Source organism: Thomasclavelia sp. (assembly GCF_047249845.1).
Lineage (GTDB): Bacteria > Bacillota_I > Bacilli_A > Erysipelotrichales > Coprobacillaceae > Thomasclavelia.
In genome coordinates, this window is sequence record NZ_JBKTWO010000075.1 from 1 (window position 1) to 8,001 (window position 8,001).

Consider the following 8,001-nt stretch of genomic DNA (forward strand, 5'->3'; position numbering starts at 1 on the left):
TTGGAAAAGTAGACTGATAATGAGGGGTCATATCTTTAACTAAGGGAAACTGGTGAATCTTTACCTGATCTTGATAGTATTGTCGCCCTATCGAAATTATATAACGTTACTGTTGATAATCTAATTAATTATGATGAAGATGATGCGGGAATTACGATTCCCCCTAAAGGAAAACATTTCTTTGGTTCAGTAACAGTCGGCGAACGCGGTCAGATCGTTATCCCTCAAGAAGCACGTAAACTATTTAAAATTTGTTCTGGTGATAAACTTGTAATCTTAGGTGATGAAGAACGAGGGTTAGCCATTGTACACCAGCGTGATATTATTAACTTTATTAGCGAACTTGGAGTTCCAAAAAACAGAAAGGACTAAACAAATGAATGCAATTGAAATCAGAAACCTTAGTAAAAGATATAAAGATAAGCTTGCTGTTGATAATTTGAATCTAACAATCAAACATGGAGAACTATTAGCACTATTAGGTGTTAATGGAGCAGGCAAAACAACCATTATTAAAATATTATCAGGATTAATACAACCTACTAAAGGAGATGTATTAATAAATGATTATAGTATTTTAAATGACAATTCTAAATTCAAAGAAATCATCAGTGTCTCACCCCAAGAAACTGCAATTGCACCAAATTTAACAGTAATCGAGAATCTTGAATTAATGGCACAGATTCATGGTTTCAATAAAGTTTTAATCAAGCAAAAAGTCTCTGAATTAATTAATACTTTTGAACTTGAAACAATTGCAAATAAAAAAAGCAAATTGTTATCAGGTGGTTATCAACGACGTTTAAGTATTGCTATGGCTTTAGTTAGTGAACCAAAAATACTATTTTTAGATGAACCTACTTTAGGATTAGACATTCTTGCACGCCAACAGCTTTGGCAAACGATAAAAGCATTAAAGAGTAAAATTACAATTATCTTAACTACTCATTATTTAGAAGAAGCTGAAGCTCTGTCTGATCGTGTTTGTATCTTAAAAGATGGTAAAATAAAAGCGTTAGGAACAACCATTGAATTAATGAAACAAGCTAAAACAAACAATTTTAGTTATGCTTTTATAAATCTTACTCAAGGAGGTAATAACAATGAAAATACTCGTGTTTGCTAAAAGAACCGCTAAAGAAATCATCCGTGATCCTATCAATATAGGATTTGGAATTGGATTTCCAATAGTCTTATTACTTCTACTAACAGCTATTCAAAAAAATGCTCCTGATGCACCATTTGATCTAAAACAATTAACACCAGGAATTGCAGTTTTTGGTTTATCCTTTTTATCTCTTTTTTCAGCCACCTTAATTTCAAAAGATCGTAGTTCTTCATTTCTTGATCGTTTATTTACCACTCCAATTAAAGCTAAAGATTATATCTTAGGTTATACTTTACCATTATTACCAATGGCTTTAATTCAAACTATTTTATGCTATCTAACTGCATATTTTTTAGGACTTAAATTTACTAGTAGTATATTTGTAGCAATAATGGCAAGTATCCCGATTTCAATTATCTTTATTGCGATAGGATTATTATGTGGAACCATTTTTAATGATAAACAAGTTGGGGGGATTTGTGGGGCCCTTTTAACAAATGTAACTGCCTGGTTTAGTGGGGCCTGGTTTTCTTTAGAGTTAGTAGGTGGTTTATTTAAAGATATTGCTTATTGTCTTCCTTTTGTTCATGCTGTTAATTTATCTAAAGGACTTTTAAATATTGATCATCTTGGAATACTTAATGATCTTATTTGGGTATCAGGATATGGTTTGATTATTTGTATATTAGCAGTGATCATGTTTAAATACAAAATGAAAAATAAATAAAAAAGAGACTTGAATAAATAACTTTTAAAAGTTAATTTAGTAGTCTCTTTTTATTTTATTTAATTTTTTTACCAAACTCATTCATGATCATTTCAACTTCTTCTTTATCTTCATCTTGAATCAATTCAAGCATTGCAATCATAAATGATTGCAAATATTCTTGATTAAAAGTTCCATTTTCTTGTTTTTCAAAACTTTCATTTAATAAATTTTTTGCTTTTTCTTCATTTCCTGATCGAACCCTTTTTAATATGTAATCATAAAACTGTTTTTGTCCTGAATGCATAATATCACCTCAATATATTATTACCATTATTAATCAGTTTTAATAACATTCCAACAACTAATTAATTTATCTAATGAATAACTAGCATTTGCAGGTGATGATGATGGTAACTTAGTTACAGGTAAACTAATTTTATGATCAAAATATCGATGATATAATTTATCAGCTAAATTACCATTTGTATAAATATGAGTTATTTTACTATCATTTATTATTTTTTCTAAATCATTAACTGTAATATCTTTTATGCTGCTATCACTAGAACCTGTTATTTGACAACTAGCAATTACATCCCAAACTGCAATCTTATGTTCTAATAAAAACTGTTTCTTTTGAACAACTGTTTCTAACGTTTGATAATTATAAATATTTGATAATATTTTCCAAAAACGATTTTGGGGATGGTGATAAAAGAAATTCCCAGCCCTTGATTTTACAGAAGGAAATGACCCTAAAATTAATATTCTTGAATCATGATTATAAACTGGTTCAATTAAATGATATTCTTTCATATTACCTCCTTAAATATATATAGTTATATTTAAGCTTAATATATATTTACATAACCTCTGTTAATGATTTTATATAATTATATAATGGTTTTTTTGCCTCTTCACCATATTCTTTTATAATATTAACAATTGCACTTCCTACAATTACTCCATCAACAAGTGATGAAAAATACTTAACCTGCTCTTGATTATTTATACCAAAACCTATGGCAACTGGTGTATCAGTTACTGTTTTTATTTCTTTAACAATCCCCTCTATATCTGTAGCTATCTCACTACGCATTCCTGTTACCCCCATTGAAGAAACCAGATAGATAAACCCTCTTGCCTCTCTAGCAATCTCTAAGGTTCTTTCTTTAGATGTTGGTGCAATCATCGAAATTAAATCAACATCATATTTATAACAAACATCACTAACTTCTTTACTTTCTTCAAATGGACAATCAGGAATAATAATTCCATCTACACCTGTTTCTTGGCATCTTTTAAAGAATTTATCATAACCATAATGAAAGACCGGGTTTAAATATGTCATTAAACATAAGGGAATATTTGAAGTTTTTCTAACTTCTGTTACAATTTCAAAGACTTTATCAGTAGTCATATTATTTGCTAGCGCTCTAATATTGGCTGCTTGAATAACTGGTCCTTCAGCTATTGGATCACTAAACGGAATTCCTATCTCAATTAAAGAAGCTCCAGCTTTTTCCATTTCTAAGATATACTCTACTGTTTTTTCAAGACAAGGATCTCCAGCTGTTAAAAAACCAATAAAAGCTTTTTTATTTTTAAAAGCATCACTAATTCTATTCATGAATATCCACCCCCTGATATCTAGCAATCGCTGCTACATCTTTATCTCCTCGTCCTGATAAACAAATAATTACAATATCATCTTTAGCCATCGCTGGTACGATCTTACGCGCATAAGCTAGTGCATGAGCACTTTCAATTGCACAAATAATTCCTTCCATTTTCGCCAAATATTCAAAAGCAGCTACTGCTTCATCATCTGTTACAGGAACATATTTAGCTCTACCAAGATCGTGTAAATGAGCATGTTCAGGACCGATTCCAGGATAATCTAAACCAGCAGAAATAGAATAAACAGGTGCAATCTGTCCGTATTCATCTTGACAAAAATATGATTTCATTCCATGAAATACTCCTAATGTTCCAGTATTGATCGTTGCAGCTGTTAAAGCAGTATCAACACCTTTACCAGCTGCCTCACAACCAATCAATTGAACCTCAGGATCATTAATAAAATTATAGAACATCCCCATCGCATTACTACCACCACCAACACAAGCTATAACTGCTGTTGGTAATTTTCCTTCATATGCTAAAATCTGTTCCTTAGCCTCTTTAGAAATAACACTTTGAAAATCACGGACAATCATTGGAAAAGGATGTGGTCCCATAACCGAACCTAACACATATAAAGTATCATCAACTCGTTTGGTCCATTCTCTCATTGTTTCATTAACAGCATCTTTTAAAGTCATAGTACCACTAGTTACACTATGAACTTTTGCTCCCAAAAGTTCCATTCGATAAACATTTAAAGCTTGTCGATCAGTATCTTCTTTCCCCATAAAGATCTCACATTCAAGACCCAAGAGAGCTGCTGCTGTTGCTGTAGCTACACCATGCTGCCCTGCCCCAGTTTCTGCAATAACCCTAGTTTTACCCATCTTTTTAGCCATCAATACCTGCCCTAATACATTATTAATTTTATGTGAGCCTGTATGATTTAAATCTTCACGCTTTAAATAGACTTTAGCTCCCCCTAAATCTGCTGTCATTTTTTTAGCATAGTATAAAAGTGATGGTCTACCAGCATACTCTTTTAATAATTTATCCAGTTCCTGATTAAATTCAGGATCATTTTTATAAAATTCATATGCTCTTTCTACATTATGAATTTCATTCATTAGTGTTTCGGGAATGTATTGCCCCCCATGTATTCCATATCTACCTGTCGTCATTTTTAACTCTCCTTACTATTTCTATAATTTTATTACGATCTTTTATTCCATTAGTTTCTGCCCCACTGCTAACATCCAATCCAAAACATTTGATTTGAATAGCTTCTTCTATATTATTTAAATCAATTCCCCCAGCTAGAAAAAACGGTTTATCCAAATCTTTAATTACTGACCAGTCAAAACTTTCACCGCTACCACTAATTTTATTATCTAATAAATAATAATCCACATCATAATCTAAATTATCTAAATCACTTGCCTGTTTAACTTTAATTGCTTTAATTATAGGAATATCAGTATATTCTTTTAACTGTTTAATATATACATTATTTTCATTACCATGAAGCTGTATGATATCGATAATCTCTTTATTTACTAGTTCAACTATTTTTTCAATTGAACTATCAACAAAAACCCCCACTGTTTTTATCTGACTATCTAACCTTGCCTTCAACAAATGTGCTTGATATAAATCAACCTGACGCTTACTTTTAGCAAAAACAAAACCAATATAATCAGGTTTAGCCTCATTTACATAATCAATATCCTTACTTTGAAATAAACCGCATATCTTAATTTTCACTTTCCGGTTCTCTTAATCCCTTTAAAATCTCAAAAGTTTTACGTTTATCATGTGAGCGCATCAAAGTTTCACCAATTAAAACAGCATCAACATTATTTTCTTCTAAAAGTTTGATATCCTGATATGTTTTGATCCCACTTTCAGAAACAAAAACTATATCATCAGATACCATTGAACGAAGCTCAATACTATTATTCAAATCTACTTCAAAGTTTCTTAAATCACGGTTATTAACTCCAATAATTTTTGCCCCTACTCGTAATGCTTTTTTTACCTGCATTGAACTATGAGCTTCAACTAAAGCACTCATTCCTAAACGTTCCGCTAAATTCAAACATCGCATTAAAGTTATCTCGTCTAATACACTACATATTAATAATACAGCATCAGCACCTAATAATTTAGCTTCATAAATCATATATTCATCAACCACAAAATCTTTTCTTAACACTGGGATTTTAACAATTTTTGCAATTTCTGCAAGAAAATCATCATCCCCTTTAAAAAAATCAGGTTCTGTTAAAACTGAAATAGCAGCAGCTCCAATTTCTTCATATTCTTTAGCAATTGTTTTATAGTCAAAATTTTGAGTAATTACACCTTTTGAAGGAGAAGCTCTTTTTACTTCCATAATATATGACATTCCTGGTTTACGTAAAGCTTTTTCAAAAGGATAATCTTTATTTATTGGTTTATCAAATGCTAATTTAGCTAATTTATCAATCGAATGTCTTTTTTTATTTTCTGCTACCCTTTCCATTGTTCTTTCTACAATATCATCAATAATCATTTTAATAACTCCTTTATCTATTGGTTTCTTCAATGAACTGTTTAAGTTTAGCCAATGCTTTTCCTTCATCAATCAGTTTTGCAGCTAATGCAACACCTTCTTGCATTGTATCAGTACGCCCAGCAATATAAATTGCAGCTCCTGCATTCAATAATACAGCATCTCGTTTAGGACCTTTTTTACCACCTAAAATATCACGAGTAATTTTTGCATTATACTCTGGATCGCCACCAACTAAATCCTCTTTTTGACAACGTTTAAAGCCAAATTGTTCAGGAGTAATCGTATAGCTTGTATACGTACCATCTTTTACTTCACAAACACTAGTTGGTGCAGAAAGCGAAATTTCATCTAAACTATCTTGTCCATATACTACCATAGCCCGTTTTACACCTAAATTATTTAAAACTTTAGCTAATGGCTCGACTAATGTCTCATCATATACTCCCATTACCTGCATACTAGCTCCTGCTGGATTAGTCAATGGACCTAAAATATTAAATACTGTCCTAATTCCTAATTCTCGTCTTACTGGGGCTACATATTTCATTGCAATATGATAATTTTGAGCAAATAAGAAGCAGATATTAATCTCGTTCAATATTGTAGCACTTTTTTTAGGACTTACATCAATTTTTACTCCTAATTTTTCTAAAACATCTGCAGCTCCACATTTTGAGCTTGCTGCCCGATTTCCATGCTTAGCTACTTTTATCCCACTTGCTGCTATAACAATTGATGATGTAGTAGAAATATTAAACGAATTTGAACCATCTCCCCCTGTTCCAACGATTTCCAAAACTTCTTCATCGTTCAATAGTTTAATACAATGTTCACGCATCCCCGCAGCACTACCAGTAATTTCATCAATGGTTTCACCTTTTAAACTTAATGCCGTTAAATAACTGCTCATCTGAACATCAGTTGCTTCACCATTCATGATTTCATTCATACATTCACGTGCTTCTTCTTTAGTTAAATCTATTTTTTTTGATAATTTAATAATCGATTCTTTAATCATTTTCATTTACCCCCAAAAAGTTTTTTATCATTATTTCCCCTTCATCCGTTAAAATTGATTCTGGATGAAACTGTAATCCGTATACAGGATAGTTACGATGTTTAACTGCCATTACTTGATCATCATCACTTAAAGCAATGATTTTTAATTCTTTAGCTAAAGACTCTTTTTCTACTGCTAAAGAATGATATCTAGCTACTTTAGTAAATTTTTCGATTCCTTTAAAAATACTATCATCACTTACTTCAATTACTGAACTTTTACCATGCATTAGTTCCTTAGCATAAGTAATCGTACTGCCAAACGCTTCACAAATTGCCTGATGTCCTAAACATACGCCTAAAATAGGTTTTTTATTATAAAAATATCTAATTATTTCTTCAATATTCCCTGCTCCACTTGGTTTTCCAGGACCAGGGGAGATTACTATCGTATCTGGATCTAGTGTCTCAATTTGTTTAACTGTCATTTCATCATTACGAACAACTTTGATTTGTTTATCAATCGATCCAATTAACTGATATAAGTTATAAGCAAAACTATCATAATTATCAATTAATAATATCATTTATCTATTCCTCCATCAGCTATATTTAAAGCATCAATAACAGCCCTAGCTTTATTCAAACACTCCTGATATTCATTTTCAGATATACTATCATAAACGATTCCAGCACCACTTCGAACATAAACTTTATCATTCTTTTTATAAGCTAGCCGAATTGCAATACAAGTATCAAGATTCCCAGTAAAATCAATATATCCAATTGCTCCCCCATAAATTCCACGTCGATTATTTTCTAATTCATTAATAATTTGACACGCTCGAATCTTTGGAGCTCCTGATAAGGTTCCAGCAGGAAGTAAAGCATCAATTGCATCAATTGCGTCTAAATCATTTAAAATCGTTCCTGATACTGTTGAACCAATGTGCATAACATGTGAAAATCTCAACACTTCTAAATATTTCTCTACTTTTACAC

12 protein-coding genes are annotated in these 8,001 nt (G+C 31.4%); 3 read left to right on the top strand and 9 right to left on the bottom strand.

Going from position 1 to position 8,001, the window contains the following annotated elements:
* The first annotated feature begins 156 nt into the window (after window positions 1-156).
* The 3 genes from ACLR9T_RS12870 to ACLR9T_RS12880 are packed head-to-tail and all read left to right on the top strand — an operon-like array spanning window position 157 to window position 1,835.
* A complete protein-coding gene (locus ACLR9T_RS12870) occupies window positions 157-372 on the top strand; it encodes an AbrB/MazE/SpoVT family DNA-binding domain-containing protein (protein WP_413109919.1) in 216 nt (71 codons plus the stop codon).
* 4 nt (window positions 373-376) lie between these two features.
* On the top strand, window positions 377-1,126 hold the full coding sequence (locus ACLR9T_RS12875) for an ABC transporter ATP-binding protein (protein WP_413109908.1): 750 nt from the start codon (window positions 377-379) through the stop codon (window positions 1,124-1,126).
* Window positions 1,104-1,835, top strand: coding sequence for an ABC transporter permease (locus ACLR9T_RS12880; protein ID WP_413109909.1), 732 nt, complete (start codon window positions 1,104-1,106; stop codon window positions 1,833-1,835). Before ACLR9T_RS12875 ends, ACLR9T_RS12880 begins: the two co-directional genes overlap by 23 nt.
* 55 nt (window positions 1,836-1,890) lie before the next feature.
* On the opposite strand, the gene ACLR9T_RS12885 is transcribed toward ACLR9T_RS12880, so the two are convergent.
* The 9 genes from ACLR9T_RS12885 to ACLR9T_RS12925 form a co-directional block, all read right to left on the bottom strand.
* Entirely contained in the window at window positions 1,891-2,121 is a 231-nt protein-coding gene (locus ACLR9T_RS12885; RefSeq protein WP_413109910.1) for a hypothetical protein, read from the bottom strand.
* A 29-nt stretch (window positions 2,122-2,150) separates the two neighbouring features.
* Entirely contained in the window at window positions 2,151-2,633 is a 483-nt protein-coding gene (locus tag ACLR9T_RS12890; protein WP_413109911.1) for a DNA-deoxyinosine glycosylase, read from the bottom strand.
* A 46-nt stretch (window positions 2,634-2,679) separates the two neighbouring features.
* Window positions 2,680-3,447: a tryptophan synthase subunit alpha gene (gene trpA / locus ACLR9T_RS12895; protein ID WP_413109912.1), complete on the bottom strand. Its 768-nt coding sequence runs from the start codon at window positions 3,445-3,447 to the stop codon at window positions 2,680-2,682.
* Window positions 3,440-4,624, bottom strand: coding sequence for a tryptophan synthase subunit beta (trpB, locus tag ACLR9T_RS12900; RefSeq protein WP_413109913.1), 1,185 nt, complete (start codon window positions 4,622-4,624; stop codon window positions 3,440-3,442). Before trpB ends, trpA begins: the two co-directional genes overlap by 8 nt.
* A complete protein-coding gene (locus ACLR9T_RS12905) occupies window positions 4,611-5,207 on the bottom strand; it encodes a phosphoribosylanthranilate isomerase (protein WP_413109914.1) in 597 nt (198 codons plus the stop codon). Before ACLR9T_RS12905 ends, trpB begins: the two co-directional genes overlap by 14 nt.
* Entirely contained in the window at window positions 5,197-5,997 is an 801-nt protein-coding gene (gene trpC / locus ACLR9T_RS12910; RefSeq protein WP_413109915.1) for an indole-3-glycerol phosphate synthase TrpC, read from the bottom strand. Before trpC ends, ACLR9T_RS12905 begins: the two co-directional genes overlap by 11 nt.
* Window positions 5,998-6,010: 13 nt before the next feature.
* On the bottom strand, window positions 6,011-7,018 hold the full coding sequence (trpD, locus tag ACLR9T_RS12915) for an anthranilate phosphoribosyltransferase (RefSeq protein ID WP_413109916.1): 1,008 nt from the start codon (window positions 7,016-7,018) through the stop codon (window positions 6,011-6,013).
* A complete protein-coding gene (locus ACLR9T_RS12920; RefSeq protein ID WP_413109917.1) occupies window positions 7,011-7,586 on the bottom strand; it encodes an anthranilate synthase component II in 576 nt (191 codons plus the stop codon). Before ACLR9T_RS12920 ends, trpD begins: the two co-directional genes overlap by 8 nt.
* On the bottom strand, window positions 7,583-8,001 hold a 419-nt coding region (locus ACLR9T_RS12925), incomplete at its 5' end, for a chorismate-binding protein (protein WP_413109918.1). The genes ACLR9T_RS12925 and ACLR9T_RS12920, both read right to left, overlap by 4 nt.

Coding starts and splice junctions, on each gene's coding strand:
- ACLR9T_RS12875 (WP_413109908.1), top strand. CDS start 377: ATGAATGCAATTGAAATCAGAAACCTTAGTAAAAGATATAAAGATAAG.
- ACLR9T_RS12880 (WP_413109909.1), top strand. CDS start 1,104: ATGAAAATACTCGTGTTTGCTAAAAGAACCGCTAAAGAAATCATCCGT.
- ACLR9T_RS12885 (WP_413109910.1), bottom strand. CDS start 2,121: ATGCATTCAGGACAAAAACAGTTTTATGATTACATATTAAAAAGGGTT.
- ACLR9T_RS12890 (WP_413109911.1), bottom strand. CDS start 2,633: ATGAAAGAATATCATTTAATTGAACCAGTTTATAATCATGATTCAAGA.
- trpA (WP_413109912.1), bottom strand. CDS start 3,447: ATGAATAGAATTAGTGATGCTTTTAAAAATAAAAAAGCTTTTATTGGT.
- trpB (WP_413109913.1), bottom strand. CDS start 4,624: ATGACGACAGGTAGATATGGAATACATGGGGGGCAATACATTCCCGAA.
- trpC (WP_413109915.1), bottom strand. CDS start 5,997: ATGATTATTGATGATATTGTAGAAAGAACAATGGAAAGGGTAGCAGAA.
- trpD (WP_413109916.1), bottom strand. CDS start 7,018: ATGATTAAAGAATCGATTATTAAATTATCAAAAAAAATAGATTTAACT.
- ACLR9T_RS12920 (WP_413109917.1), bottom strand. CDS start 7,586: ATGATATTATTAATTGATAATTATGATAGTTTTGCTTATAACTTATAT.